The sequence below is a fragment of the Vibrio sp. Y51_MX_L26 genome, from assembly GCF_024181935.1.
Classification (GTDB): domain Bacteria; phylum Pseudomonadota; class Gammaproteobacteria; order Enterobacterales; family Vibrionaceae; genus Vibrio; species Vibrio diabolicus.
The window spans coordinates 135775-162774 of sequence record NZ_JAMZAS010000009.1 but is presented as its reverse complement, the minus strand read 5'-3'; the positions used below and the strand labels follow the sequence as shown (position 1 = coordinate 162774).

The window sequence follows — 27000 nt, the reverse complement described above, 5'->3', positions numbered from 1 at the left end:
CTTAAAGCATTGGTGTTTCAGCAGGTGGGGTAGTTGCATCGCTTTCGACAATGCTTACTTTTGCGTGGTTACTTAAACGGACTTGGCCCGATGTCACCACTACATCACCTGGCTTCACGCCTTCTAGAATGTGTGCGATATCTTTAGAGCGTTCGCCAACTTTTACCACATGCTGCTTAACGCGTTTCTCGCCATCTTCTTCCGTTACGATGTAAACATTGTCGCCGTATAGCGTAAACGTGATCGCAGTTTGAGGCAGAGTGACCTGATTTTCTAATTTAGGCAGAATGATGTTTGCACGTGCGAACATACCACTACGCAGTTTGCCATCACTGTTAGGGATATCTGCTTGAACCTGAATCAAGCCACTTTGTACGTTAACCGCAGGCTCAATTGCAGAAATTGAACCTTTGAAAGGCTGTTCTGGGTAGGCATCCACGAAGATATCCACTTCTTGGTCGATGTTGATACGTGAAATATCGGTTTGCGGCACGGTAAAGCGTAAGCGCATCACGCTGGTGTCTTCCAGGCGAACAATATCAGTACCCGCTTGTAGGTACTGACCTAGGTACACGTTACGAATACCTACTACACCATCAAATGGCGCTTTGATTTCGCGTCGGTCGATGGTCGCTTTCAAGCTTTCAATGTCCGCTTTTAAGGAGAAGTAGTTCGCTTCTGCTTCGTCATACGCTTCTTTAGAAATAGAGCCTTTTTTAAATAGCCCTTGGTAGCGTTTGTATTTCGCTTCTGCTGCTGGCAACTTGGCTTGCGAGCTCTTTAAATTCGCTTTCTCAACGTCAGAGTCAAGCAGTACTAATGGCTGGCCTGCTTTGACTTGAGTACCGGAATCAAATGCGATTTTGTCGATAACACCGCTAGTTTCATTAGCAACGGTAACCCCTTGGTTTGGTTCAATAAAGCCAATTGCCTCTATAGCAGGAACCCAATCAACCGCTTGTACTTCAGTTACGGTTACTGGGAATGCTGGTTCAGGGCGATTGGCAAACTGTTCCATTTTGTCTTTGATATCAATTAGCCTGTATGTCACAACACTACCAAAAAGTAATAAAACAATTGATAGCATCAAAATCCACTTTTTCATTCTATTAAGAACTCCAAGTTAGTGTTTAATAATTGCATCCCAACTGGCTTCAATAGCGGCTTCTAATGCCGCCTTATCCAGCTGATAAAATCCCAAAGCGTGTTTCCTAGCAAGTGCAACACTTGCCTCAAAACTCAATCCAGAAAGCACTTCGTTATCGAGAGACTTGAATACGCCCTCTTCTTTCCCCTGATTAAAAAGAAGATCTACTTGGGCAAACATTTGTCTTTCAAGTTCCCGAGCTTTGCTACTATTTGAACAGGGTAGAGACTCATATTGAACTCGATTGCTGAGCGCATTTAAATTCGAGCTCGCTAGATTCCAAATATTGAGCCACATGGTTCGATATCGCTGTTTTAAAGGCATCTCTTCACTCACGCCCAGTTGCACAGCCGTAGCGACACGCTTTGCAACGTTAAGGCGTAACTCCTCCAAAAGATGTTCTTTATCTGAGAAATAACGATAAATCGTTCCTGCTGCGACACCTGCTTCATTGGCGAGCTTTTGCATGGAAAGCCCTTGAAAGCCCGATTCAGCAATGAGTTGCTCTGCAGCGACTAAGATTTGTTCTCGCTTATCTACAGCAGGGTTATCCTTCATAATCCTACCACTAGTGAATGAACGTTCATTCATTATAGCTCAAATACCCGCCTTTTATGCAACAGAATGTTGCGCTTGTTGGTATGAAAATTACAAGAAATCAGCGTAGCTTTCACGAGGCCACCCCTTTATCATAGGCGCCACATTTATCACCCGCAGAGAATTTCTATGAAGCTGAACCCTAGTCAAGATGAAGCCGTGAAATACGTGTCTGGTCCATGCCTAGTGCTAGCTGGTGCTGGCTCGGGCAAAACTCGTGTTATTACCAATAAAATCGCTTATCTGGTTCAGCAATGTGGCTACAAAGCGCGTAATATTGCAGCGGTGACGTTTACCAACAAAGCGGCGCGTGAAATGAAAGAACGTGTCGGCCAAACGTTGGGGAAAGCCGAGTCTAAAGGTTTGATGGTATCAACGTTCCACACCTTGGGATTAAACATCATCAAACGCGAATACAAGCATTTAGGGTTGAAAGCGGGCTTTTCACTGTTTGATGACCAAGACCAACTGGCGCTACTCAAGGAACTTACCGAAAAGCAGCTTGATGGTGATAAAGATCTGCTACGTCAGCTTCTGAGTTGTATTTCCAATTGGAAAAACGACATGTTGACGCCAGAGCAAGCCAAAGCGCGTGCGCAAGGTGAGCAGCAACAATTGTTTGCGTTCTGCTTTGATATGTACCAAAAGCAAATGAAAGCCTATAACGCGCTCGATTTTGATGACCTAATTCTGATGCCCGTCTTACTCTTGCGCAATCATGAAGACGTTTGTCAACGTTGGCAGAATCGTATCCGCTATCTGTTGGTCGATGAGTACCAAGATACCAACACGAGTCAATATGAGTTGGTGAAATTAATCGTCGGTGAACGTGGGCGATTGACGGTCGTAGGAGATGATGACCAGTCCATTTATTCATGGCGTGGTGCGAAGCCTCAGAACCTAGTCTTGCTGGGTGAAGATTACCCGAATTTGCGATTGATTAAGTTGGAGCAAAACTACCGCTCAACGAGTCGAATCCTGCGTGCGGCCAACATTTTGATAGCCAATAACCCTCACGTCTATGAGAAGTCCTTATTTTCAGAAATTCCTGACGGTGAAAAACTCAAAGTGTTGTTGGCTAAAAATGAAGAGCACGAGGCTGAGCGTGTCACGGGGGAGTTGATTGCACACAAATTCTTGAATCGAACCGACTATCGTGATTACGCAATTTTGTACCGTGGTAACCACCAATCGCGCTTAATTGAAAAGTCTCTGATGCAAAACCGTGTGCCTTATAAAATTTCTGGCGGCACCTCGTTTTTTGCACGCGCAGAAATTAAAGACATCATGGCGTATTTGCGTGTTTTGGTTAATCCAGATGACGACAATGCATTCTTACGTATTGTGAATACACCACGACGTGAAATTGGCCCAGTAACGTTAGAAAAGCTAGGCAGTTATGCCAATATGCGTGGGAAGAGCCTGTTTGAGTCGAGTTTTGAAATGGGGCTCGAACAGCACTTAACGGGACGCGGCCTGGAAAACTTACGTCGTTTCACCCAATGGTTAGTGGCGATTGCTGACCAAGCTGAGCGTGGTGACACAGTCGAAGCGGTTCGTTCGCTTGTTCGCGATATCCATTATGAAGATTGGCTATACGAAACTTCAGCAAGCCCGAAAGCCGCTGAAATGCGAATGAAGAACGTTTCTGATCTTTACTCCTGGATAGTGGCGGATCTAGAAGGTGACAACTACGATCAAGAAGAGAAAACGTTAAAAGAAGTCGTTCAGCGTTTGACCTTGCGTGACATGATGGAACGTGGCGAAGAAGATGAAGACAGCGATGCAGTACAACTGATGACGCTGCATGCATCAAAAGGCCTTGAGTTCCCATATGTATACTTAATTGGGTCTGAAGAAGGTATTTTACCGCACCAAACCAGTATTGATGAAGACAACGTCGAAGAAGAGCGTCGTCTGATGTATGTTGGCATTACCCGTGCGCAGCGTGAACTGACTTTCACTATGTGCAAAGAGCGTCGACAGTTCGGCGAGTTGATCAAACCGACGCAAAGCCGCTTTTTGGATGAGTTGCCATTTGATGACGTTGAATGGGAAGTAAACAAAAAGCCAGTATCAGCAGAAGAGCGTATGGCGAAAGGTCAGGCACACATTGCCAATATTCGAGCAATGTTTAAGAAGTAGAGTAACCTTGTTCTCACTGACTAAAAACAAAAAGGCTTGCCAGTTGGCAAGCCTTTTTCGTTGATGTCTTTACTTATAGACCTTCAATCATGTGGTCGATTGCTGCGATGATTTCATCGTCAGAACAGTCCATACAGGTTCCTTTGGCAGGCATCGCATTGAAGCCTTCTAACGCGTGCTTCACTAACGTCTCTTTGCCTTGTGCAATACGCGGTGCCCAGTCATCGGCATTACCTGTTTTAGGTGCGCCGTTTACGCCAGATGCGTGACAAGCAATACAAAAAGTACCATAAACTGTGGCGCCATCACGTGGACCGGTTGGTTCTTCTTTCACTGGCTCAGAACCCGCTAGATAAACATCACCGACAGGTTGGATGCGTTCTGCGATCGCATCGTATTCAGTTTGGCTGATGTCAGAAGCTAAAGCTGCCGTAGAAAACGTTAAGGCAGCGAACAAAACGCTAATCATTTGTCGAGACATATCCATTAAACCCACTTCACATTCCCGAGGTAAGTGACTTACCTATTTATATAGTTAGAGTATTAATGCCGAGCAGAGAAATCACTAAATTCCACTGAATGGCATAGAATGATTAGACAACTTGGTTGCAGCTGTTAAATCAATGTAAATAATGGGTGATTATATCCCGATAACTTGTTGCAATAAACAACAAGTTATCCATGACAGGGCGTGAATCACATCAAAAATTCAGTTTAAAGGAAGATAACTGTCGAAAAAGAGACCAAACGATAAAAAAAGTAAAAAAAGTACTAGACGGCATAGTGTGATATCCGTATTATTCCACTCCGCCGATAGGGCATGCGCCCGTAGCTCAGTTGGATAGAGCGTTGGCCTCCGGAGCCAAAGGTCGAAGGTTCGAATCCTTTCGGGCGTACCATTGCCTCGGAGGATACATCGGTAAAAATCAGTGGTGGCTATAGCTCAGTTGGTAGAGCCCCGGATTGTGATTCCGGTTGTCGCGAGTTCAAGTCTCGTTAGCCACCCCATTCTTTCTTTTTTAGATTGAATGCGGTAGCATTGCTCCCAATCTTGATTAAATCAAGATAAAACATCGTCGGTGAATAGCGCAGTTTGGTAGCGCATCTGGTTTGGGACCAGAGGGTCGGGGGTTCGAATCCCTCTTCACCGACCACTATTTAGTTTATGGCTGAGATAGCGGTAAACATGACAATTTGATGGTGGCTATAGCTCAGTTGGTAGAGCCCCGGATTGTGATTCCGGTTGTCGCGAGTTCAAGTCTCGTTAGCCACCCCATTCTTTATTTAAAGAATATATGCTCGGTGAATAGCGCAGTTTGGTAGCGCATCTGGTTTGGGACCAGAGGGTCGGGGGTTCGAATCCCTCTTCACCGACCACTATTAGAAAGCCTGCTTTTTAGCAGGCTTTCGTCGTTTTAGAGTTTATGATCTCGCTTGGACTGTATTAGTCGGCAACGTATCAATGGATTTGAACCCAAGGGGTTCGCCTGAAGTTAGAATTCGGCTCTTCACCGACCGCTATTTAGAGCCCCAGTCGAAAGACTGGGGCTTTTTTGCATCTATCCTCTTAGAAAGAATCTGCATTCGATTTCAATTTCACCAAAAGTGTACAGCTCTAGGGGCTTTTGACCACCTATGATCCAAATGCTTTTCGAGCTGACAAAATAAACCCCAGAACGACGTCTGGGGTTTTGTGTTTTCTAATCCACTACTTTTATTGGGCGAGTGTTTTAAGGATTTCTCTCAGCTCTACCGTTTCTTGGATTTCAAAATTTGGCGTTATATTTGTTGAGTTACTTGCGCCTGTCGCATTTACCCACACACTCAAAATGCCCATATTGTTAGCGCCTGCTATATCTGCTGGTAAAGAGTCGCCAATGTGTAGGGCTTCTTCTGGTTTTACTTCGACCAAGTCGAGCGCTTTTTGGAAAATGCTCGCAGCGGGCTTCTCTTCAGGCTCTTCTCCCCCCACAATAATATGGTCCACCCAGTCGCTCATCTGTGTCGCGCTGAGTTTAGGGTGTTGAGAAAAAATCGGGCCGTTAGTGATCACGACGAGTTTATAATGCTGACGAAGGTCGCTGAGCATTTCTTTTACACCAGGGAAGAAAGTGAACGCGCCCATACGTGCAGAGTCAAAGTAGTCTTGAGCTTGTTGAGCCTCTTCGGCATTAATGCTGACTCCGTGCTCCGCCAATATATTTTGGATCAGGCCACAACGGAACGCGTTTTCATCAGGTAGCAGAGCCACAAGGTGAGGGAATTCCGCATTCAGCTTCTTGTACACACCCTGTAAGTAGCGCTGTAAGAAAGCTTGTGGTTCGGTAACTTGCGGGTAGGTCTTATGAATCCAAGTCGTAAACTTTTGTCCTGCAACTTTATCGGCTTGTGACGTCGCACATAAAGTCTCGTCCATATCAAAAAAAATCGCTTTAAGCACAGGGGCTCCTTTCATTTACAGCTTGGCTCTAACATTGATTATCTATTATCCCACTCTCAATTGTGCCGTAAAGGGTTAAAATCGACGTGTTTCACCTACAATGGGAGAGTGATGGTAACCGCACTTTCTTTTGTTTAGTCAACAAACCGCTTAAGCGGCGCATAATCGTCGTCGACAGAGGATTTGTGTGGTTTTGCTGTTGTGTTCACGTTTTAGCCTATCCTTTCTCTTTCTAAGTTTGGCTTTTTATATTTGCCGACTATTTTATTAATAGTTTTTTATGTTGAAAAATTGCTTTTCGCATACGATATTGTTTGTTAAATGTTAATAATCACATGTGAATAATATGGTTAATGGTTCTGGTTGGCTCATGCTTATTTTTAGAGCATTTTTCTAGTTTTATTGGTGCATGGCGCACAAAAATAGTGTGATATGAAAATGGTTAAATACTTGTTAATGCATTTTTATTCGCTCATTGTGCGTTTATTTAATGTTTTCTCGGCGGAATATACTTTAATTGTTGCTTTTTTGTGTGATTTTTGCCAAATTGTTTCCGCATTAAGATTTCAGAGTATTATTCTGAATTTGAACGGATTCATTCAGGTGATGAATGGTGCCTTTGGCGCGATTCGATACCACAGACAAGGCAGTAGAGGTCTGAAATGTCACTATTAGAAGTGAAAAACCTTCGTATTGAATACCCATCCCGACACGGCGTTCACGCTGCCGTGAAGTCACTTTCTTTTCATATTGAACGTGGTGAAATCGTGGGTGTTGTTGGCGAATCAGGTGCGGGTAAATCCACCGTTGGTAACGCCGTTATTGATTTGCTTAGCCCTCCAGGTCGCGTTGCTAGCGGCGATGTTTTCTTGGATGGAGAAAAAATTTCTGGTTTATCACCAGAAGCGATGCGTAAGGTTCGCGGATCGAAGATTGGTTTTATTTTCCAAGATCCAATGACCTCACTTAACCCACTTTTTACGGTTGAGCAGCAGCTGAAAGAGACGATCCACGCCAACATGAAAGTCTCTGATGAAGAGGCGTATCAGCGTGCACTTTCTCTGATGCAGCAAGTTGGCATCCCGCAGCCAGAAAACCGCTTGAAACAATACCCACACCAATTCTCTGGTGGTATGCGTCAGCGTGTCGTCATTGCGATTGCTTTGGCTGGTGAGCCAGATCTGATCATCGCCGATGAGCCAACCACGGCACTGGACGTATCAATCCAAGACCAAATCCTCAACTTGATCCGAGAATTGTGTATCAAGAATAATGTCGGCTGTATGCTGGTTACTCACGATATGGGTGTGGTCTCCAACGTCACCGACCGCGTCGCGGTAATGTATCGTGGTGACTTGGTGGAGTTTGGGCCAACAGCCAAAGTGTTGGGCGATCCTGATCACTCCTATACTCGCAGCCTAATTTCAGCCGTTCCACGTTCAGACAGAAAGCTCGATCGCTTCCCTTTGGTCAGCTACATCGAAGAAGCGGCAGAAATGGAGCCACTCGACATCAAGAATCACTGGCTAGGACAAAGCCAGGATGAGCGCGAGTACACAGGCCCGCTTTTAGACGTGAAGAACGTTAATCTACGCTTTGTCACCAAAGACTCTTTATTTGAAAGCCGTCGTGAATACGTGCAGGCATCCAATAATGTGAGCTTTGAAGTGCATGAAGGCGAAACCTTTGGTTTGGTGGGTGAGTCTGGCTCTGGAAAATCAACCATTGCGCGAGTCATTGCTGGTTTATACCAACCTAACTCTGGTCAGGTGAAGTTTGAGGGTATTGACCTGACAGCTTTAACCTCTGAGAAAGAACGCCGCCCAATGCGTCGTCAAATGCAGATGGTGTTCCAAAACCCGTATACCTCAATGAACCCTCGTATGAAGGTATTCGATATTATTGCTGAGCCAATCCGTTTTCATAAACTGACGAAAAACGAGTCGGAAACTCGCCAAATCGTGAATGACCTATTGGATCATGTTGGTTTGGGTCGTATGGCTGGGCTTAAGTACCCTCATGAATTCTCCGGTGGTCAGCGTCAGCGTATTTCTATTGCGCGTGCGTTGGCGACTCGTCCTCGACTTTTGATTTGTGATGAACCGACATCGGCACTGGACGTATCGGTACAGGCACAAATTTTAAACTTGCTGAAAGATCTGCAAAGTGAGCTGAACTTGACTATGTTGTTTATCAGCCACGATTTACCTGTTATTCGCCAGATGTGTGACCGAGTAGGTGTGATGCAAATGGGTACATTGTTAGAAGTGGCACCAACAGAACAGTTATTCACGGCACCTCAACACGAATACAGCAAAAAATTGATTTCTCTGATGCCTGAATTTACAGGCTTGCGAGAAGAGATCGAGACGGCATAAACCAAGCACCTCGCTTGGCTAACCTTTAGTCATAACAAAGACGCAAACACAACAACAAGGGATCCGTATCCCCGCATGAAGGAGTTATGCAAATGAAAACCATGAAAAGCAAATTAGCAGTGGCGCTAATGGCGGCGGGCCTAAGCTTTAATGCACTGGCAGCAGATATCAAAGTTGGCTACGCAGCTGACCCAGTATCGCTTGACCCACATGAGCAGCTATCAGGTGGCACACTGCAAATGTCACACATGGTATTTGATCCGTTGGTTCGCTTTACTCAAAAAATGGATTTCGAACCTCGTCTAGCAGAGAGCTGGGAGCGCATTAACGACACTACCGTTCGTTTCAAACTGCGTGAAGGTGTGAAGTTCCACTCTGGTAATACCCTAACGGCTGACGACGTTGTATGGACGTTTGAGCGTCTACAAAGTTCTCCTGATTTTAAAAACATTTTCGACCCGTACGAGAAAATCGTCAAAGTGGACGACAACACGTTCGATCTTGTAACCAAAGGTCCTTACCCACTAGTGCTGCAAACTGCAACGTACATTTTCCCTATGGATAGCAAGTTCTACACGGGTAAAACCGCAGACGGCAAAGACAAGTCTGAACTAGTGAAGCACGGTAATTCATTCGCATCGACTAACGTTTCTGGCACGGGTCCATTCATTGTGACTTCTCGTGAACAGGGCGTAAAAGTGGAATTTGAACGCTTTAAAGATTACTGGGACAAAGAGTCGAAAGGTAACGTTGATAAGCTAACGCTTGTTCCAATCAAAGAAGACGCGACTCGTGTAGCTGCGCTACTTTCTGGCGGCGTTGACATGATTCACCCGGTAGCACCAAACGATCACAAACGTGTGAAAGACGCAGACGGCATCGATCTAGTAACGCTACCAGGTACTCGTATCATCACGTTCCAACTAAACCAAAACAGCAACGAAGCACTGAAAGATGTTCGCGTTCGTCAAGCGATTGTTCACGCAATCAACAACGAAGGCATCGTTAAGAAAATCATGAAAGGCTTCGCTACTGCAGCTGGTCAGCAGAGTCCAACTGGCTACGTTGGTCACGATGACAAGCTAGTACCTCGCTACGATCTGAAGAAAGCAAAACAACTGATGAAAGAAGCGGGTTATGAGAACGGCCTGACGCTAACTATGATTGCGCCAAACAACCGTTACGTAAACGATGCGAAAGTAGCGCAAGCGGCAGCGGCAATGTTGTCTAAGATTGGCATCAAGGTTGATCTGAAAACTATGCCAAAAGCGCAATACTGGCCTGAGTTTGATAAGTGTGCGGCAGACATGCTGATGATCGGTTGGCACTCGGATACAGAGGACTCGGCAAACTTCAACGAGTTCCTAACCATGACTCGTAACGAAGAAACCGGTCGTGGTCAGTACAACTGTGGTCACTACTCAAACCCAGAAATGGACAAAGTGGTTGAAGCTGCAAACGTAGAGACGGACCCTGCGAAACGTGCAGCAATGCTGAAAGGCGTCGAAGCGACACTATACAACGATGCTGCATTCGTACCGCTACACTGGCAAAGTGAAGCGTGGGGTGCGAAGTCTAACGTGAAAGCCGCAGACATCGTGAACCCAATGGTAATGCCTTACTTTGGCGACCTAGTTGTCGAGTAATCATACTTAGTCATGACAGAGAGGGGCGCCAGTCCTTCTCTGTTTTCGACACTTGGCTCGGTTTATTTCAGTCGGATTGAGCCAGTTTTACAGACTGAATTTTCTCTCTAAGTTTAGAGATCTATGGATAGTTAAGGGGCAAGGAATGTTTTCGTTTCTGGTCAAGCGCCTGTTTCAGGCACTGATAGTGATGTTTGTGATCAGTTTGGTGGCGTTTGCCATTCAGGACAACCTGGGTGATCCGCTGCGTGAGCTTGTAGGTCAGTCGGTTTCGGAGTCGGAGCGCCAAGCGCTACGCGACGAATTGGGCCTGAACGATCCCTTTATCACAAAGTACACGCGCTTTGTGGGTAATGCACTGCAAGGTGATTTGGGTACATCATACTTTTTCAAGCGACCTGCGGTTGAGGTGATCCTCGATAAGCTGGTGGCAACATTAGAGCTCGTGTTTGGCGCGACGCTCATTATTATCGTTTTCTCTATACCACTCGGGGTGTATTCCGCGATTCACCCGAAGAGTGTCTTTACCAAATTTGTTATGGCGATGAGTAGTGTCGGCATCTCGATTCCGGTGTTCCTAACCGCAATCATGCTGATGTACGTCTTCTCCATCGAACTCGGCTGGCTGCCTTCCTACGGGCGAGGTGAAACCGCTAACGTGCTCGGTTGGGAATCTGGCTTCTTTACCATCGATGGTATTAAGCACCTTATCCTGCCGTGTATTGCGCTAGCGTCTATCATGCTGCCGTTGTTCATCCGTCTGGTACGTTCAGAAATGCTGGAAGTACTGAGCTCGGAATACATTAAGTTCGCCAAAGCAAAAGGTTTGAACTTACAAAAAATTTACTACCAACATGCACTTAAGAACACCATGCTGCCAGTACTGACGGTAGGTGGCGTGCAGATTGGTACCATGGTGGCTTACACCATCCTAACCGAAACCGTATTCCAGTGGCCAGGTACAGGCTTTCTTTTCCTAGAAGCAATCAACCGTGTCGATACACCGTTGATCACAGCTTACGTTATCTTTGTTGGTCTGATTTTCGTGGTAACCAATACCATCGTTGATTTGCTGTACGGCATCATCAACCCAACTGTGAACTTAACTGGAAAAGGAGCTTAATCATGAGCCAATCAAATGTAACACCAGCTCCTGAAGCCGCTCCATCTGCATGGCAGCGTTTTAAAGAGTCGGACTTCTTGTATTACTTCAAGCGCGACAAAGTGGCGATGGCAAGTTTTACGGTCTTTATGATGTTCTTAGTGTTGGCATTAGCTGCGCCAATTCTAGCTCCGACTGACCCGTATGATCTGACGTCTATCGACATCATGGATTCAGAGCTACCACCGTCTTGGATGGAAGAGGGCGATGAGCGTTTTGTTCTTGGTACTGATGAGCAAGGCCGTGATATTTTATCGACCATTCTTTACGGTTCTCGTTTGTCTTTGACGATCGGCTTTTTAGCCGTCGGTCTTCAGTTGATTCTGGGTATCATCATTGGTTTGTCGGCGGGTTACTTCGGTGGTCGTATCGATAGCTTCTTGATGCGCTTTGCGGATGTTCAACTATCGTTCTCAACCATGATGGTGGCGATCATCGTATCGGCCATTTTCAAAGCCAGCTTTGGCAGCGATTTTTACAGCCAATACGCGGTGGTGATGCTGGTGGTGATCATCGGTGTGGCTGAATGGCCGCAATACGCACGTACCATTCGTGCATCGGTACTGGCAGAGAAGAAGAAAGAATACGTAGAAGCGGCACGCGTGATGGGCTTTAAAGCTCCACGCATCATGTTCCGCCATATTTTGCCAAACTGTCTATCACCAATCTTGGTTATCTCGACGGTACAGGTAGCGAATGCGATCATGTCGGAAGCGGCACTGTCATTCCTAGGTTTGGGTCTTCCTGTTGATCAGCCGTCACTAGGTGCGCTGATCAGCATCGGCTTTAACTACATCTTCTCAGGTGCGTGGTGGATTACTGCCTTCCCAGGCATCGTGTTGGTTACACTGGTTCTGGTTATCAACTTATTGGGTGACTGGTTACGAGATGTATTCAACCCGAAACTGTACAAAGGTTAAGAATTTTCCCGCCAAGCGTTGTAAATTCGCTTAATTCCTTCCTAAACTGAGAGCCGGATGCAAATTCCGGCTCTTTTTTTGCTAGTTATTCTTTGTTCACATTTTTTTGGCGCTTTGCCGCCATAATGACCTTACCCACTAATTTAGAGTGAAGTGTATGGAAATGAAGAAGGCACAACACCCATCTCGTATCTTCCAAGCAAGCCTAGCTTTCGGCTTGTTGCTGGTATGCGCCCAGTTTTCTAGCCCAGTATCGGCGGAGGAGTTCCTTTGCCAAGCTACTCAAGCCAGCGAGAAAGAACTGCCGATGCTTGAGAAAACGTGCCCAATTGGTAACGGAGTATGGGGAAAGAAAGTGCCGCAAGGAGGCAACTACCTCTACTGGATTCAATGCGGATTACTACCAAAGCCAGTGTCACTCGCGAAAGCAAAGCCGCTTTACAGCAAGATTACGACCGACGTGTGGATGAAGCCGGAGTCCAAAGGTTATCGCTGTTTGATTGGGCCTTATAAAGATCTGTCTGATGCGAGGGGAGATTTGCGGGGAGTCAAAACCTTGTCGAACTACAAAGAGGCTTTCATCCGCGTGGTTGGAAAAGAGAATAAACAGTCTACGACACCATCTAAACCCGCTGTGCCGTCGAAATCAGCCGCATCTTCGGTTAAGCCAACACCGACGGTGACCCCGAAATCCGCGCCAGTTCCTGCCGTGCGAGCTGATACCGACGCCTTTACAGCGCCGGCAGAGAAGTCAAAGACCAAGGTAAAAAATACACGTGATAATTCTTCGTCCAAGCCTGTTGCTAAGACCAAAGCGAAGCCAGTTGTGAGCGGGAATGATGACATTGAAGTTCGGTTGAGAACCTCCTTACAAGGCAAAACGTACGTGGTGCCATATTTACTCGATCACCACAATCAGTTTTACATGGAATACGGCAAGCCGTGGAATCGTCTCAACTACGAAAACTCGCAAAAAGTATGTCAGCAACTGGGTATGAGCTTAGCCAGCCCTGCAGAATTCAAAGTGTTGAGGGCGTCTGGTGTGATGGAAAAAAATCAATGGCCACTGCAACTGCCGTATTGGGGCAAAGATAAGAAAGGTTTGTTCGCAGATCGTGAGCCAAACCAGCTCACCGGAACCTCATTATTGAACGTAGTGTGCGTGAAATAACGACTCAAATATTGCGGTCAAAAGATAGAAGAAAGCCCCGAGTTCGGGGCTTTTTTGCGGTCTCAAATATTATCGCTATTTGAGTGGCGTTTCTTTGTGACAGTTGGAGCAGATATACACTTCTTTGATGCCGACCAAGCGTTCCCAAAGCGTTCTGCGTCTTCTACGCAAATGCACGCTATCACAGCAAGGGTTAACGATGGTTGCTTTAGTCATCATCGCCAGGCTCCAAAATCGGGAGTGAACTCGCGATGCTTGTCATGGCTTCTTTGTTGTGAGAGTACAGACCATATTCCGGCGCGGATTCATGACCGTTTTGCTCTTTACTCCAACGAATACCGATGTAGAAGTCACCAAAATCACGGTTGATGTAACGATGACGAGTTTTGTAATCTGACTCTGAGCCTGTTTCTTTTAGAATCAGCAGCTCACGGCCTTCATCATTCTGGATTTCCCAATTACCTGGAGTTTGGAATCCTGTTGGCATGAACGACGTGTAGTTGTAAGTATCAGCGTTGTACTCGTACGTACCTGACGAGTATTTCAGGACTTTGTCGTCGCCCGAGCCTTTACTTTCTACCATCAAGTCATGCTCTACCGTGCCGTGTTTGATGTGTTCTGCAACCGAAAGTGATTCTGCGAATGGTGTATTGCTTGAATCCATCCAGAACAGCTCATCATCTGAGATTTTAACGATCATCTGAGTGCCGTTATGCTCGGTTGTGTGCTGGTACAGCATTTCATACTCTTCGCCGTAGCTGTTGTATAGCTTGCCGTCTTTCAGCTCGACGTCTTCACAGTCTTTATTGTGGTATTCCGCGTAACCAGTTTGTTGGTCCAGATCGGCAAGAATAGCGTAGGCATCGTGTTCCCATGTGTTTTCTAGGAAGTCGCTGATGCTCGCTTTGTACTCTTGATTCATCTCATCATGGTTTGAGCCCCAGCAGAATAGTAGGCCTTCAGAGTCTTGCATCAACATGGCATAGCCGATTTCACCGTCTTTTTGAGCGAAGCTACCCATTTTCCATTCTTGACCGTTGAAGTGCTCGTGAGTGAAGCTCAAAGTCGGTACTACTGGTGGTGGCGTTACGCCTTCGATAACCGTTGGCATGCTAAGCGCAATCTGTACCGCGGTATGGCCATCTGTTGCGCTAATCGCAAGTGCTGCACCAGCTTCGCTCGCTTTTGTCGGTGTGCCTTTAATGGTGATAATCGCATTACCATCCTCAGATACTGTTAGACCTTCAATGTCCACATAGTCCGCTGAGTAGTCGGTGATATGACCGTCTTTATCTTGGAACAAGCTAGAAATATCGAGCGTTTGTTCAAATACTTCACCTTGTTGTAGGTACCAACCATCAACGATGGACTGTAGATGCGCTTGTTCTGTTTCTACAACCATTGGTGGTAAGTTTGCCGATTCGATTTCGAACTTAAATACGGTGCTTACCGTACCCAAAACCTTACCTGAAGAATCAATGTCTTGCGCCGTTAGGACGATCTCAAAATCACCAGCTTTTTCTACGATAGCAGTCGGATATAGAACAATCAGGTTGCCAGTTTGCGCAACTTCAATGCCTGTGCCTGCTAAGTTGTGCGTCAGTTTGGTTGTCACAAGGTTTTGGTCTTTGTCTGTGAAAAGACCTTCGATGTTTAGTTCAACGCCATCAAAGCCTGCGCCTTGTACGACTTTGGGTAACTGACCAAGCTTATCTTCAGCCGATTCTTCGATGGTTTCGTTTACGGTTAGCTTGTTATTGATTGCCGTTTCAGGTGCTAAGTTGTCGCTATTTGGGGTCGTGTCAGTGATGATTGGGCGTAGGCTTGCATCATTGATGTTTTCGCCGGATGCGAGAAGACGATCGACTTCTTGGTTTGCCGCTTGAGCAAATTCAGTGGCCTTTTTCTCGTAGTTAGCTGGGTTTTGCGCTTTTGAGTCGGTCAGAATCTGAGCGGTTTTATGTAGTTCGGCGTTTTTTGTCGCACCTTCAACAAAATCACTGTACAGATCAATTGGTGCTTCTTCTGAGCCTCCTAGCGCTTGGTTTACCTTGGCTTTTGCGTCTTCTTCACTAATGGATGGATCTTTTGCCATTTCAATCGCAACAAGGTCCGTGATAGGTGAAATCACGTTTGACGATGTTGGTGCACGGAACACGACTTCGTGGGCCATGGCTTGGCCTGGATGATCCATATCAACCGTGTATTTGCCAGCGTACTCTTTAGCATCCAAAGCGATAAGCTGTTTCTGCTTTGCACCGTTTGGTGTAATGGTCTGCAGTGCTAGAGTGTTTTCTGGTTTTGCATCCAATTTAAGCTGACCTTTCTCATCGGTCAGACCAAGGAATGTTTCTTGAGTGTCCCATTGGCCGTTGTTGTTCGTATCTTCAAAAACAACTGCATGTTTGAAGTAGCCGTCAAAGCCTGTGATCACAACACCGTTGTTAGCACTGTTTGAACCACCATCTGAACCGCCACAGCCAGTAAGAGCGATAGCCACTGACGCTGCTAATAAACTCACCTTATTCATTATTCATTTGTCCTTGTTTCGTTTCCGAATGAGAAAGTCGCTTTTTTATTGTTTTTATCTTTCAATCTCACTAGTGAGATTGAAGAGAGTGGTGTCTTTTTAATGACTATTGAGCCTAGGTTCAAGACACGAAAAACCGCACAAAACCCGTAAAATTTATTTCTATTTTTTGTCTATGATGGAAAATGGATAATTTGATCACGGTTCCAGTTTTGTTTTTGGGATGATTGTTTTGTCAAAATAACCATCTGTAAAGAAAGGTTTATTGGGTGTTAGTAAGGACTGGGGCGTGATAAATCATGTTGATCTTAAATTCCTCAACGCGATCAGCAAATTGAGGGTGAGGTTTAAGCACATAACTGTAGACTTCGCCTGGAATGAATATGTCGTAATCTGTGTATTCAAGGTTGTAAAACATAAATGTTCGTTGCCAGTAATCATCTGGCCATTCAGCACAATGTATTGGAGTTATGCCGTCAAAATCCATTGAGCTAGAGATAATATCGGCAAACTCTCCTCGCCCCGCTACGATAGAGCTGTACCAGTAAAATAAATAATCATGACAAAATAGGTCATGTTGGTTTGATTTCATATTGAGATCAGAGTCCAGTTTGTGCACAGGTTCGTTACCCTGAACACTTCTATCAAATATGTAGTTGCTAGCAGTCCCGTTTATATAACCTCCTCCTGAAATGGGAAAGAGGTAGTCAAACAACGTTCCTTGATATTCGTACTCACCAGTGTGGACATTGATGCGTTTTTCCATCGATTGCTTGTTTTTTTGCATGGTGTAGCTTTCGAATTGTTTGCCATCAAATACGGTGGTGAAATAGTTCTGAGTCTCTTTATGAACCTGAGATGCGTATACCTTTTTGGTGGTCCAAATTTGGCGTACGCCGTGGACATAAACAATCAACGAGTCATCACTGATTTTGTACTCACCCACCTTTTTTAAGTCTCCCTTTTCAGGACACTGGTGTTTGTTGTTTGAGGCGGCATAACGTACCTCGTCATCCTCAAACTGAAACGCTTCGCAATACACCACTTCATACGCGTACGCGGTACCGCCAAGGTTTTGCGTCGTCTCCAAGCGATAGACAATGCCGCCAATTAACGGGTGTTCCGTGTCATTGTGACCTGGAGTGACAACAGGCAACTCAAAACGTGTTGTGACCCACGCATGGTCGCTGTCGCCGTGGTAATCATCACGCGCCGCTACCGCCAGGTATGTGGTGGTTTTAATGTTCTCTGGTGCACCTAGCACCATCATTTGTCCTTGGTTTAGCACCCTTAATCCATTGGCGTTTTCGAGCCAAATCCGAGTGGTGAGGAGATCACCATCCGGGTCTTCAAACAGTTGGTTAAGATTGAGCGAATAGCTAATCGGAGAGTTTTGGTTGAGCTCCCAAGCATAAATAATGGTTTGTAGCTGTTGTTCCACCGTGAGGTTGATGATGGGTTTATTGTTCTCTGATGGGTCCTCTTTTGAGCGGCTGTCTTCATAACCCAATGACGAGTCGTAAAAAGAGCCGTCTTCTGTAGTATGAAATGGGTTCGTAATTGGCCCTGGTTGTCCTAAAATGGCAGAATTGAAGGCGTCATCACCGTCTTTTGTGTGGGCGTTCTCCAACGCAGAACCTGTCAACGCTTGCTTTACTTCAACTAAAGATGTGCGCTCATATTGACGATGTGTTCGCGTGGTTGATTGGCTCGTGCTGTCTGATGAGTCCGCCGCTGATGCCAAGCTGGATTCGTCTGACATGCAGTATACGCCGAGCAAACCAACGCAGATTGCGCCGATTATCCAAAACTTTTTGCTTCTCATTACGCGTGCGCCATTCGTGATTGCAACCAGCTGCGAGAGAATTTTAGGTCTTTCTCTATTAAGCTTGCGCTGCACTCGAGCAGTTCACTGATTTCTTGGTTTTTCATTCCCATTAAATACTTGAGTTTGAGTGCACTTGATTGGCGTGGGTAACGGCTACTAAAGTTATCCAGAGCTTTATCCATGATGATCAATTGTTCGAAGCGATCTTCTTCATCTCTCATCAACGTGATGTGTTGACGCTTTTGTGCTTGGTGCGAGCGTGCGTTATCGATCAAGATTTGACGCATCACTTTGGCGGCCATCAAAAAGAAATCACGTTTTGTTTCAATTTCACTCATGTCGCAGTTGGACATCTTCAGGTAAGCATCATGAATTAATGCCGTGGTGCTGTTGACGCTATCGGCCAATACTTTGTTATCGATGCCGTATTTTTCCGCGTTTCGTTCACGCTCGTGTTGGGCGATCTTACGTAACTGCAAATACGCAAATTGGTAGAGCTCACTCTCAGCTTGTTTATCACCAGATTGCCATTGTTGAATGATTTGTGTCAGTGCTACTGCTGTTGCCATGGTTATACATCCTCGCTCACTTTGACAAATTCAGAAATGGTGTGGGTTTCAATGCGATCAGAGCCGTCTCGGTTGCGGAGAACATCTTGTTGATAGCGATATAAAATGCCTTGTTCCCAAGTTGCGCCAGCGGGCAGATATTCCCAAGTGGTGTAATTGATTTCGGCAGGGGTCGTTGACCAACGTACCATGACATTCATTTGCGCAAGCTCGGCTTTGGGTTCGTCATTGTTGACCCACCACATGTCCGCATACTCTCGGGTGACATCTTGGGTGTATAGGCTTGCGTCGGTTGGACAGGTGTCTGCATTGTGCGGCAGTCGCATGACTTGTTGGTGGCGCATCAATAGGCACGATTGTGTCATGGACTGCTGGTGGTATTGGGTCTGCTGCCATACCCCGAGGTAGTCGATGTCGTGTTCGTTCGTGTTGGGGTAGGTAAACCACAGCATTTCTGTACGATTGTGGTGGTGGATGTTTTTTTTACGCCCAAGGCCTTGTACTTTTTCCATCAGTAGCTCAGTACTTGGATCAAAGTTGAGCGCAACGGAGCGGTATTTCCAGTCGCCTTCATCATCAAAGTCTTCAAGAGAGAAGCCATTCAAATCGTTGCGGGTGCATCCAGTGATTGAGCAACCGACGATATTAAACCAATCCGCAAATTTGCTTATCGGCTCGACAATGTCTTCCGTGATAGGGCGCTTCATCGAGAGGAAACAGCCTTGAAAATGGTCGCCAACGCTTGGGTGCTCAATCAATGAATCTTTGGTGATGGTGAATCGAGTTTCACCAAACGGAGGGCGATATTTAGGATGATGTTGATAACGTAAATCGTAAGCACAAGCGCGGCCTTGCCAATCTTTCTTTTTGATCACGATGTTTTTGAACGTCATGCCGCGAGGTTCGAAGATGATCTCATCTGAGGCAAAGTTTTTCTCAATGTACAGCTGGCTTTCGTTTAGGTGCTCAATTGCCTCATCGACAGACACCCAGTCGAGATTGAGGTGACGTTTGGCGTCATCCAGATAATTGAGGTCAAGGCCCTTGAGCTGGTTTTGAAAGCGAGCATCAGACAACACGCGGTTGGCTAAGACAATTTCCTTACGATTCTCAGGCGTGCTGTCGAGAGAGAGCAGCAGGCGCGTCATATTGATGCTACGACTGGGTTTGGTTGTTGCCATCGTCGGTGTAAGCACTTCTTGGCTCGATAAGGTTGTCAGCAGATAACCTTTATCATCGTTGCCAAGGAAGAAACTAATCACATCACCAGGTTGGTAGTGAAATGCCCCTTGTTGGGTAACGCCAGTGATATTGGAACTGGTTTTGTAATACAAGCCAGTCACCGGCGCATCGATAAAGTAGCCTTGCTTCAAGGATGAAGTGGGCGGGTGTGAAGTGGCAGCAGAAGTGTCTGCTGCTAACGTGGAGGTAGCCGTCAGCGCAGACAGCCAAAATACCACTGAACGTGTATACATCTTGTTTTAAGCCTTATTGGTTGGTGCTGTCCTCAGACGCACAATTTGGCTGACAACTCATTGGAGTAGTTAGGTGCTTCTTTGGCACCGGTGTCATCATCGCCAACAACATTTTTTGTTTTATATGTTTGGGGATATCTGGATTAGAGAGTATCCGCCTTCGTGTTAACTCCATCATGGAGCTCACCGAAAGGTGTTCGACATTCTGCCCCTTCGCGTGGAAGATAAGGCGGGTCATTTCGTACATCATATCTTCTGCAATCTTCTTCTCTTGTTGCAGTTGGATATTCTTTTGCATCATGGCGCTGCCAAATAGCACACCTGAGAGCACGATGATGCCTGACAATGCAGAAGCAAGAGGACGCCGTTGCACCAAGCGAAAGGCGCTATACAAAGGCCAGTGTTTTTTCTGCTCGATAGGGCGACGTTCGATAATTCGCTCGATATCAATGCGTAGCGCTCGCACATCTGGGTATCGCACTTGGGTGGCTGGACGCGTCGCCCGTCTTATCACCCAATACACATCAGACCAAACCGCTGGTGATGGAAACATCAAAGCGAGGATTTTGCCCAATGAATAAACATCGCTTTGTTCTGTCAGTACTTGTCCTGCCTGCTGCTCAGGGCTGGCAAAATTTTGGCTAAACGCAATCAGTGCCGAGGGTGAGCCCTCTCGGGTGGAGTGCGCTTTTTGAGTCAAGTTGAAGTCGAGCAGTTTGGGTCGTTTGCTACGATCGATCAGTATATTTTCTGGTTTTAGATCGGCATGCAAAACATGATGCTGGTGGGCGTGCTCCATCGCCTGACAAATCTGCTTAAACAGCAGCAGTTTTTCTGTCTTTTCCAGCTTATTTTCTGACAGGTATTCATCTAAGGTTTGACCAAATACCCGCTCCATCACGATGTAAACTGAATCTTGATGAAGGCCGCCATCAAACACTTTCGCTATGTATGGATGGTTTAGGCGCGCGAGCAGTTGTGCCTCATCGAAGAGTGCACGTTGTCCCAGCACATTACTCAAATTGCTTTGAATAAACTTGATGGCCAGATCTTGTTCGAACGTTTCATCTGCACGTAGGGCGGCGTAAACGACACCCATGCCACCGCGACCCAACTCATGAGTTAGGCGATACTTACTGATGACTTCTCCGCTTAGATCGACGTCTCGGTTCGTAGCCTGGTGAGCACCAAAGTAAAGTAACTGCGTTAGTTGTTCTTCAGGTGTCTCGTGGGCTAAAAGAGGAACGAGTTGTTGATACAGCTCAGGTTGACTTTGTTGCAATGCTTGGAGGTATTGCTGCTTTTGGGAGTCGTCCAGATCAAGCAAGTGATAGTAAATCTGGGTTTCGCTAGAGCCTAACTGCACTGTGCCTAATGTCTTATTCTTTTAGGTACGGCATTTTATAAGAACTTTGATATAAATGTCATTTATTTATTCGGCTTTGACTCACAATGTATGAAACGCAATTTGGTGGCTAATACAATAATAACGTCATGATTTTGCGAATTATTTTCACTGAGCTTGTCGGCAGAGAGTCTATTCGTCATAATGTTACTTGTAACATTACTGATAAATCACATATTTATGGCTCAACAGAATAAGAAAACTCGCACGACATTGCAGGATGTCGCAGACCAAGTTGGTGTCACGAAGATGACGGTTTCACGTTATATGCGTAACCCTGAATCGGTGGCAGAAAAGACTCGGGCCAAGATTGCGACTGCGATTGAAGAGATGGGATACATCGAAAACCGCGCCCCCGCTATGTTGTCAAAGTCGTCCAGTAAAGCCATTGGTATTTTACTGCCCTCATTGTCCAACCAAATTTTTGCTTCCTTTGTTCAGGGCATCGAGATGGTGACCAAAGCCAATGGCTATGAGACGCTTTTAGCGCACTTTAGCTACGATGAGCTTGAAGAAGAACGCAAGATCGCGTCATTACTCTCTTATCAGGTCGATGGACTTATTCTAACTGAAAGCCATCACACGCCGCGTACATTGCAAATGATAAAAAATGCAGGGATCCCTGTGGTGGAAACCATGGAACTACCACCAGAGCCGATTGATATGGCGGTTGGGCTAGATCATGAAGATGCCTCGTACACGGCGGTTAAGCAGATGCTAGATTCAGGTAAGCGTACAATCGTTTATTTTGGGGCGCGTTTGGATACGCGAACCAAGCTGCGTATGCAAGGTTATGATCGCGCGATGACGGAAGCAGGGCTAGAACCTAAGCACGTATTAACGGGTGATCACTCTAGCTTCTCTTTAGCGCATGATTTGCTTGAACGCGCGCTAGAAACTCACCCAACGCTTGATGGCGTATTCTGTACCAACGACGACATCGCGATAGGGACCATGCTGAGCGCGCAACAACGTGGCATTCAAGTTCCGCAGCAGTTGGCGGTTGTGGGCTATAACGCGCTGGATATTGGTCAAACCATCAGCCCGAAACTGACTAGCGTCGATACACCGCGTTTCAAAATCGGTGAAAAGAGCGCAGAGCTTTTGATCGCGCGTCTGAAAGGTGAAGCGCAAGAAGAAAAAGTGGTTGATATGGGGTATCAAATTACCTCCGGAGAGAGTGTTTAACTCGCAGTTAACCGCTCTCTGTATTCGCTCATCAATGGTATTGGCAGGTTAGGGTATGGCACATCAGCTGGATGCATTGGATCTCAACTTAATGCGTTTATTAAAGGCCGTGGTGGAAAACCGCAGCATCAAGCTGGCCGCGATGCAGCTGGGCATTTCTCAACCGAGCGCCAGTCGCGGCGTGATGAAGCTCAAACAAGTGTTTGATGACCCGCTGTTTGTGCGTAAAGCGCATGGGGTTGAGCCGTCACCGATGGCGATACGTCTCGCCGCCGAGTTCGACAACATGATTGCACCACTGGAAAAAGTGGTGCAAGAGTTTGAAGTGTTCGATCCACTGCAATACCAAGGGCAGATCGCGATTGTGACCGACCCTTATTTGATGGATGAGCAAGGGCAGCGATTGCTAACTGGCTGTCATCGAGCCTTTCCCAAAGCGCACTTTGCCTTTTCCAGTTGGAACAGTTACTCGCACGATGAAATGCTAGAGGGCGAGCACGATTACTGCATTCTTGACCAAGAGACCGAGCTGTCGAAAGACATTTACATGCGTCCGTTGTTTGTTGAAAAACGGGTGATTTTGGCACGTAAAAACCACCCGACGTTATCGAAAGTCAGTAATGATTGGGACACGGTGTCCAAACTGCCTCTGGTGTCTCTGCCTGCGCCCGCTTCGTATAAACCACTTTGTACCGTGGAGTCTGAGTATCGCCGCATGGGCTATGAGCCTGTGGTGTTATTGAAATCCTATAATTTGCGTGTGGCGTGCCAAATGTTGCAAGAAACCGACGCGATTATGTATGCCAGTCAAAGCTCAGCAGTATTGATGCCGGAGCTGGACTCTTACGCGATGCCTTTGGTCAACCGTGAGTTTAGCCAGTTTGTCGTCTCTGGCGGTTTCTTACAAACCAATCGCAACCATCCTTTGCACCGACACTTACATAAAGTGGTACGCCAAACTCTGAAGACGCCATTAATTTTCGCACAGTGACGACTGATTATTGTCTCGCGTCACCGAGATTCTCTGCATAAGATAACCATGAAGAAAATGTGTGATTACATAGACAACTCGATCCTATAGATATTCAAAAATGAATATCTCAATTACCTGTCTCTTTTTCCTGCTCAGCGCTAACCTTAGCTCAAATAGTCAGGAGAAGTGGCTCATTTTTATCTTTTTAACTTTTTGAATGTCGATACAGATGCGTGACATTCACCATTCTCCGTTATGCAGTTTTTTAATTTCTGATGGAGGATTCATCATGCTAGTTGCACGTCTATTTTTATTGCTCGCCATCGTTGCCGAAGTAGCAGGCACCAGCACCATGTCTTTTATCGGACAAGGTCATGGATGGTTGGGCTACATCGTGATGTACGTATTGATTGCGGTGTCGTACTACTTCCTCTCGATTGCTGCGAAAAAGATTTCTATCGGCGTGGCATACGCTGTTTGGGAAGGGTTGGGTATCTCATTGATCACGGTCGTTTCGATCGTGTTGTTTGATTCTGACTTAAATACCCAAGAGCTGCTTGGTTTGATGTTAGCTGTCATCGGCATCGTTTGTGTGACTTTAGGTGAGTCACACGGTCAATCTAACACCAAGAAAAACGCCGATAAACGGGCAAAAGAACGTTCATTTTCTACAAGTGTAAGGTGTGAATCATGAGTCAATTTTTTACGATGTCATTTGGATTTGTCGTGATGGCTGCCTTGGTCGACATCGTGGCCAATATGGCGCTCACACGTTCTCACGGCTTTAAATACAAAGGCTGGGGCATTACCGCGATTGTGTTGGTACTGGCTGCATTCACGTTATTGGCGCAAGCGGTGAAAGAGATCGACTTAGCCATTGCTTACGCCTCTTGGGGCGCGATCGGTATCTTGGGTACCGCAGTGGGTGGAGCCTTGCTGTTTAAACAGAAACTCAAGCCAATCGGCTGGTTTGGTATCTTTGTGGTTATTGCTGCAGTCGTGGTGATGAAGACGGCTTAATCAAGCCAAACAAAAACAACGAAGACAAATACAAAGAGCGGAGTATCAAACTCCGCTCTTTTTGTTTTTCTGGCTTACACAATGAAGCTTGCGCCTTCTTCTGCGCTAGAGACGTTTTGGCGGATCACGCTAAACAAGCCTCGTCCCCATGTTTGTTGGGTGGATTCGGTATCGAAATGAATCAACTCGCGACCAGTGGTGTCGCTTAAGTTGTTCAGTTCGCCCGTTTGGCAATCCAGGCGAATCAAATCGCCGTTGCGCACCAAACCAATCGCGCCGCCACGAATGGCTTCTGGAGAAACATGAATCGCAGACGGAATTTTACCTGACGCGCCAGATAAACGACCGTCAGTAACCAGCGCCACTTTAAAGCCCGCTTTTTGCACGTTACCTAAAATTGGCATCAGCTTGTGCAGTTCAGGCATGCCGTTTGCCGCTGGGCCGTTGTGTGTGACCACAACGATGCAATCTTTGTTCAGCTCACCACGTTTGTACGCGGCTTCCACTTCGTGTTGGCATTGGAATACGATCGCTGGTGCAACAATCACGCGTTGCTCTTCTTTCACCGCAGACACTTTCACCACGGCTTTGCCCAAGTTGCCAGTCAGCACGCGAGTGCCGCCAGTGTTTTGGAACGTGGCGTCTGGTTTGGCGATCACGTCACCGTCTTGGCTGCCTTGGCACGGTGTCCAAGTCAGTTGGCCATCGACAAGGCTCGGCAGCGTCATTTGGTCTTCAAATTCACCAAACACGGGTTTCACATCGCGATGTAAAAGCTCGGATTGGTTCAAGCGGTGCAATAACGCTGGCACGCCCCCCCCGTTTTGGAACGCGTTCATATCGGCTGGGCCGTTCGGGTAAACGCGAGCTAATAAAGGAACCACATCCGACAGATCGCTGATGTCTTGCCACGTGAGCAAGATGCCAGCAGCACGCGCCACGGCGATCATATGAATGGTGTGATTGGTGCTGCCGCCAGATGCAAGTAGAGCGATGATGCCGTTGACCAAGCTCTTTGCTGTGACCACCTCGGCCAGCGGACGGAAGTGTGCAGAACCCGCCGTCATTGAGGCGATTTTCAGAGCCGCGTGATCGGTTAACGCTTTACGCAGTTGGGTATGGGGATGAATGAATGCCGAACCTGGCAGCATCAAGCCCATGGCTTCGAACACCAACTGGTTGGTGTTGGCGGTGCCGTAAAACGTACACGTACCCGCAGAGTGGTAAGCGCGACACTCCATATCCAGCAGAGCGTCTTTGCCGACTTCTCCCGCTGCGTATTTTTGGCGCACGTCGACTTTCTCTTCGTTGCTGATGCCCGTTGCCATCAGACCCGCTGGTACAAACGCAGTCGGTAGATGCGCGTAAGACAGTGCGCCCATCAGTTGCCCCGGAGCGATCTTGTCACAGATGCCAAGCAGTAATGTGGCATCAAAGACATTGTGGCTCAAAGACAACGCCGTTGATTGCGCAATTAAGTCACGCGAAAACAGCGACATATCCATGCCTGCTTGACCTTGAGTCACCCCATCGCACATCGCTGGCACACAACCTGCGACTTGCGCCGTATGGCCGTAGTCCGCCAGCACTTGTTTGATTTGCGCTGGGTAGTCTTGGTACGGTTGGTGGGCGCTCAACATGTCGTTGTAGGCGCTGATCAGCGCGACATTGGCATGAGTAAAATCGAGAATATTTTTCTTTTCAGAAGAGCAAGATGCGGCGACTGCATGAGCTAAGTTACCACAAGATAAACCAACACGGCCTTTGCCAGCTTCGGCTTGCACTTCGGTGCGAGCAAGAAACGCAGCGCGCGCTTCACGGCTGCGCTCGGTCAAACGTTGTGTGACCTCAAGAACAACAGAGTGAGTCATTACGCCACCTCGATCGCTTGCATTTTGATTAGCTCAGCGGCAGAGCGTTCCACCACGTCGCTGATGTCTCCGTCGATACTGACGATCAGAGTTTGAGGCTCGTTGTCTGGGCGCTCTAGTGTCTCGAATTGGCTCTTCACCATGTTTTCTTTCATGAAGTGGCCTTTGCGCATACGCATGCGATTCAGGATCAACTCCATATCGCCATCAAGGAACAGGAAGGTCACGTTGTCGTTGCCTTCGCGGATCTGATCGCGGTAAATCTTTTTCAGTGCTGAGCAAACAATAATGCCGTGCTCGTTCTTGCTTTCTAGGCTGTACGCCGCATCACGAATGCGTTCTAGCCATGGCTTGCGATCATCATCGTTCAGAGGCTGGCCCGATGCCATTTTCTGAATGTTCGCTCGTGGATGAAGATCATCACCATCAATGAATTTACGCCCTAGCTTTTTCGCTAGATGCTCACCAATTGTGCTTTTACCACTAGCACAAACGCCCATAACGATGACACTACTACCAGCCATAACTTATCCTC

General features: G+C 46.7%; 22 protein-coding genes and 5 tRNA genes. 15 read left to right on the top strand and 12 right to left on the bottom strand.

Annotation, left to right across the window (positions count from 1 at the left end; genetic code table 11):
- Window position 1: 1 nt before the first annotated feature.
- On the bottom strand, window positions 2-1105 hold the full coding sequence (locus NL645_RS17745; RefSeq protein WP_012841250.1) for an efflux RND transporter periplasmic adaptor subunit: 1104 nt from the start codon (window positions 1103-1105) through the stop codon (window positions 2-4).
- A gap of 18 nt (window positions 1106-1123) precedes the next feature.
- Window positions 1124-1705: a TetR/AcrR family transcriptional regulator gene (locus NL645_RS17740; RefSeq protein ID WP_104216645.1), complete on the bottom strand. Its 582-nt coding sequence runs from the start codon at window positions 1703-1705 to the stop codon at window positions 1124-1126.
- A gap of 168 nt (window positions 1706-1873) precedes the next feature.
- Between NL645_RS17740 and rep the strand changes: the two genes are divergently transcribed.
- Window positions 1874-3889, top strand: a complete 2016-nt coding sequence (gene rep, locus NL645_RS17735; protein ID WP_253652130.1) for a DNA helicase Rep — start codon at window positions 1874-1876, stop codon at window positions 3887-3889.
- Window positions 3890-3962: 73 nt separating this feature from the next.
- Here rep and NL645_RS17730 read toward each other — a convergent pair whose 3' ends face one another.
- Complete coding sequence (locus NL645_RS17730; protein ID WP_012841248.1) at window positions 3963-4376, bottom strand: cytochrome c5 family protein; 414 nt, start codon at window positions 4374-4376, stop codon at window positions 3963-3965.
- Window positions 4377-4711: 335 nt separating this feature from the next.
- Between NL645_RS17730 and NL645_RS17725 the strand changes: the two genes are divergently transcribed.
- From NL645_RS17725 to NL645_RS17705, 5 genes are all read left to right on the top strand, one after another.
- Window positions 4712-4788, top strand: a tRNA-Arg gene (locus tag NL645_RS17725).
- A 33-nt stretch (window positions 4789-4821) separates the two neighbouring features.
- Window positions 4822-4897 (top strand) — tRNA-His (locus tag NL645_RS17720).
- A 69-nt stretch (window positions 4898-4966) separates the two neighbouring features.
- Window positions 4967-5043, top strand: a tRNA-Pro gene (locus NL645_RS17715).
- A 46-nt stretch (window positions 5044-5089) separates the two neighbouring features.
- Window positions 5090-5165 (top strand) — tRNA-His (locus tag NL645_RS17710).
- A 24-nt stretch (window positions 5166-5189) separates the two neighbouring features.
- A tRNA-Pro gene (locus NL645_RS17705) sits at window positions 5190-5266 on the top strand.
- 337 nt (window positions 5267-5603) lie between these two features.
- On the opposite strand, the gene NL645_RS17700 is transcribed toward NL645_RS17705, so the two are convergent.
- Window positions 5604-6329 (bottom strand): HAD family hydrolase, encoded by a 726-nt coding sequence (locus tag NL645_RS17700; RefSeq protein WP_109168650.1) that lies wholly within the window; start codon window positions 6327-6329, stop codon window positions 5604-5606.
- Window positions 6330-6991: 662 nt separating this feature from the next.
- Between NL645_RS17700 and NL645_RS17695 the strand changes: the two genes are divergently transcribed.
- The 5 genes from NL645_RS17695 to NL645_RS17675 all read left to right on the top strand — a co-directional run bounded on the left by NL645_RS17695 (window position 6992) and on the right by NL645_RS17675 (window position 13606).
- On the top strand, window positions 6992-8707 hold the full coding sequence (locus NL645_RS17695; RefSeq protein WP_005379108.1) for an ABC transporter ATP-binding protein: 1716 nt from the start codon (window positions 6992-6994) through the stop codon (window positions 8705-8707).
- 92 nt (window positions 8708-8799) lie between these two features.
- The gene (locus NL645_RS17690; RefSeq protein ID WP_005394355.1) at window positions 8800-10353 is read left to right on the top strand and encodes an ABC transporter substrate-binding protein; all 1554 of its coding nucleotides are present in this window, start codon (window positions 8800-8802) and stop codon (window positions 10351-10353) included.
- Window positions 10354-10498: 145 nt separating this feature from the next.
- Entirely contained in the window at window positions 10499-11476 is a 978-nt protein-coding gene (locus NL645_RS17685; protein WP_031780394.1) for an ABC transporter permease, read from the top strand.
- A gap of 2 nt (window positions 11477-11478) precedes the next feature.
- The gene (locus NL645_RS17680) at window positions 11479-12435 is read left to right on the top strand and encodes an ABC transporter permease (protein WP_005394358.1); all 957 of its coding nucleotides are present in this window, start codon (window positions 11479-11481) and stop codon (window positions 12433-12435) included.
- A 157-nt stretch (window positions 12436-12592) separates the two neighbouring features.
- Window positions 12593-13606, top strand: a complete 1014-nt coding sequence (locus NL645_RS17675) for an SPOR domain-containing protein (RefSeq protein ID WP_253652129.1) — start codon at window positions 12593-12595, stop codon at window positions 13604-13606.
- 75 nt (window positions 13607-13681) lie between these two features.
- Here the strand turns inward: NL645_RS17675 and NL645_RS17670 are convergent, their stop codons facing one another.
- From NL645_RS17670 to NL645_RS17645, 6 genes are all read right to left on the bottom strand, one after another.
- Entirely contained in the window at window positions 13682-13825 is a 144-nt protein-coding gene (locus tag NL645_RS17670; RefSeq protein WP_012841245.1) for a hypothetical protein, read from the bottom strand.
- The gene (locus tag NL645_RS17665; protein ID WP_253652128.1) at window positions 13815-16136 is read right to left on the bottom strand and encodes an acid phosphatase; all 2322 of its coding nucleotides are present in this window, start codon (window positions 16134-16136) and stop codon (window positions 13815-13817) included. Before NL645_RS17665 ends, NL645_RS17670 begins: the two co-directional genes overlap by 11 nt.
- 262 nt (window positions 16137-16398) lie before the next feature.
- Window positions 16399-17961 carry a hypothetical protein gene (locus NL645_RS17660; protein WP_170902494.1) on the bottom strand — a complete coding sequence of 521 codons (1563 nt, stop codon included), beginning with the start codon at window positions 17959-17961 and terminating at the stop codon, window positions 16399-16401.
- Window positions 17961-18533, bottom strand: coding sequence for a sigma-70 family RNA polymerase sigma factor (locus tag NL645_RS17655; protein ID WP_253652127.1), 573 nt, complete (start codon window positions 18531-18533; stop codon window positions 17961-17963). The genes NL645_RS17660 and NL645_RS17655 overlap by 1 nt, the downstream gene beginning before the upstream one ends.
- A 2-nt stretch (window positions 18534-18535) precedes the next feature.
- Window positions 18536-20008: a chromosome partitioning protein ParA gene (locus NL645_RS17650; protein WP_253652126.1), complete on the bottom strand. Its 1473-nt coding sequence runs from the start codon at window positions 20006-20008 to the stop codon at window positions 18536-18538.
- Window positions 20009-20021: 13 nt separating this feature from the next.
- Window positions 20022-21374 (bottom strand): serine/threonine-protein kinase, encoded by a 1353-nt coding sequence (locus NL645_RS17645; protein ID WP_053808533.1) that lies wholly within the window; start codon window positions 21372-21374, stop codon window positions 20022-20024.
- A 219-nt stretch (window positions 21375-21593) separates the two neighbouring features.
- On the opposite strand from NL645_RS17645, the gene NL645_RS17640 reads away from it, so the two are divergent.
- The 4 genes from NL645_RS17640 (at window position 21594) to NL645_RS17625 (ending at window position 24594) form a co-directional block, all read left to right on the top strand.
- A complete protein-coding gene (locus tag NL645_RS17640; RefSeq protein WP_012841242.1) occupies window positions 21594-22601 on the top strand; it encodes a LacI family DNA-binding transcriptional regulator in 1008 nt (335 codons plus the stop codon).
- 55 nt (window positions 22602-22656) lie between these two features.
- Window positions 22657-23592, top strand: a complete 936-nt coding sequence (locus tag NL645_RS17635) for a LysR family transcriptional regulator (protein ID WP_048624586.1) — start codon at window positions 22657-22659, stop codon at window positions 23590-23592.
- Between the two features lie 271 nt (window positions 23593-23863).
- Complete coding sequence (locus NL645_RS17630; RefSeq protein ID WP_253652125.1) at window positions 23864-24268, top strand: SMR family transporter; 405 nt, start codon at window positions 23864-23866, stop codon at window positions 24266-24268.
- Window positions 24265-24594 carry an SMR family transporter gene (locus NL645_RS17625; RefSeq protein ID WP_053807555.1) on the top strand — a complete coding sequence of 110 codons (330 nt, stop codon included), beginning with the start codon at window positions 24265-24267 and terminating at the stop codon, window positions 24592-24594. The genes NL645_RS17630 and NL645_RS17625 overlap by 4 nt, the downstream gene beginning before the upstream one ends.
- 74 nt (window positions 24595-24668) lie before the next feature.
- Here the strand turns inward: NL645_RS17625 and edd are convergent, their stop codons facing one another.
- Together edd and NL645_RS17615 are read right to left on the bottom strand one after the other, a co-directional pair.
- Complete coding sequence (edd, locus tag NL645_RS17620; RefSeq protein WP_253652124.1) at window positions 24669-26465, bottom strand: phosphogluconate dehydratase; 1797 nt, start codon at window positions 26463-26465, stop codon at window positions 24669-24671.
- Window positions 26465-26989, bottom strand: coding sequence for a gluconokinase (locus NL645_RS17615; protein WP_005467756.1), 525 nt, complete (start codon window positions 26987-26989; stop codon window positions 26465-26467). The genes edd and NL645_RS17615 overlap by 1 nt, the downstream gene beginning before the upstream one ends.
- Window positions 26990-27000 lie beyond the last annotated feature (11 nt).